This is a genomic window from Cohnella thermotolerans DSM 17683 (assembly GCF_000429825.1).
GTDB classification, from domain to species: domain Bacteria; phylum Bacillota; class Bacilli; order Paenibacillales; family Paenibacillaceae; genus Cohnella; species Cohnella thermotolerans.
The window spans coordinates 1-1,672 of the sequence record NZ_AUCP01000141.1 but is presented as its reverse complement, the minus strand read 5'-3'; the positions used below and the strand labels follow the sequence as shown (position 1 = coordinate 1,672).

The following is a 1,672-nucleotide window of genomic DNA, read 5'->3' as shown; positions in this document are numbered from 1 at the left end:
CCTGAATCCGTGACAAACTTAAGTCCACTCCGCCAGAGAGGGCAGTATATGGAAAAAAGTAATCGGAAATCCCCCCATCAGCTAAAGATTCGTGATGAAAACAAATCTACAAATGACAGAATCCATCAAGCAAGGCATGCTCAATAAGCCTTGCTGTTTACGGTAAGGCCGGAACAGGGAAGAGCAGTTTGGGTTGGTCTGGATGGCGAAAAATGGATTCAGGCAAACGCTTGGTACACTCGTCGTACGGTCTGAAACCAGGGACTGTATCGCCCAAAATTGAAAATCGTTTGACGAGCGTGTCGGCTGACTCTAGCCGCGATGTACACGATGTTTTGAATCACGGTGCGGATGCGGCGACGTTGTACGCCTCCCCGAATCGGAGCATCGTCTTGGCGCAAGCTTTCCTGCCCCATGATGCGGAGCAGGTTGTAAGCGAACACCCCCGCGTGCAAAACCAGATCGTTGGTATCGAATTTGCCGGCGGGCAGTCGCTCCAAATCCAGATCCGTCTTCAGCTCACTATGAAATTGTTCGCTCGTGCCGTGATCGCGATACAACTCGATGACACGCCACGGCGAGCAGGTAAGAGAAGTCCAATAGACGTTCACTTCAATTTCCGGGAACAGGAGCATCTGACCTTCACGGTCGATCGTCCGTACGATCACTTGAAACACTTGACGAAGGGCTTGATCGAAGCCTTTTTCGGGAAAGGCGATCACGCCCATGTATTCCGTCTTGCCGGGGCGCTGCTCACAGGCCATGCCCTTGTCTTCGGCGATCCGTAGCCAACTTTCCTTGGATGTATTGCGCAGATTGACCTTGATGATATAATCGACCTCTGGCTCAGCATGACACACCTGCAGATTTTCCAGACTGTCGTGAGCGGAATCCATCCGCACGAGAAGGCGCTCTTTCGTGATGCGCCGGGCATACTGGATGCTTTCGCGCAGAAAATCAGCGCCATCCTTCTGACTGTGCGTGCTGCCTTCCCGAAGCTGCACATTCACGCTATACCCCTCCTGTCCGAGGTAGGCGAAAATGGGGGCGTAGCCGAACGTGCCTTTGTAGGTCAACGAAACACCCTCTTTTTTCGTACCGGAGTTATCGAACGGAGAGACATCGATATCCAGCGGAATCACCGTATGCTCGCCTGCTGTCAGTCCGGTTACAGGTGCTTTTACGTTTCGAATCAGATCGGCGGATTCTTGAAGCAGGATCTCGTTCCAGTTGGCATTCATCGTTTGAGCTGCGGCATCCAGACGCTGACGGAGCGTCGGGCTTGACGGCACCTTGCGGACACCGAGGCAGGTTTGGAATACGGGATCTTTTCGGAAAGGTTCGATGTGGTCGAAGTCGCTTTTGCCTTGGCAAAGCAAGCCAAGATAGCTGGTCATGACATCGCCATGACTGTGAATCGGGTTCTCCATTCCTTTCACGGTGGAGCGATTGAGACGCTGCGGCAATCGGGTATGGGAAAGCAAGGCGCCGACGGTGGCCAGGCCAGCATGCGTAGTCAACAGAATTTCCTTAGATTGGGTGAATTGGATTCTCATATGTAGCACCTCGCAGGTGAAAGTGGATCATTCATGGTTCCTTTAAAATTCACCATCGGAGATGCGATTTCCTTTCTTTTTCTTCTTTTTCACAGAAGAACTATCACGGATTCAGG

1 protein-coding gene is annotated in these 1,672 nt (G+C 52.0%); it reads right to left on the bottom strand.

Annotated features, from left to right (window positions below):
• Nucleotides 1-218: 218 nt before the first annotated feature.
• Entirely contained in the window at nt 219-1,556 is a 1,338-nt protein-coding gene (locus G485_RS0117460) for an IS1380 family transposase (RefSeq protein ID WP_027093557.1), read from the bottom strand.
• Between the last annotated feature and the right edge of the window lie 116 nt (nt 1,557-1,672).

Coding starts and splice junctions, on each gene's coding strand:
- G485_RS0117460 (WP_027093557.1), bottom strand. CDS start 1,556: ATGAGAATCCAATTCACCCAATCTAAGGAAATTCTGTTGACTACGCAT.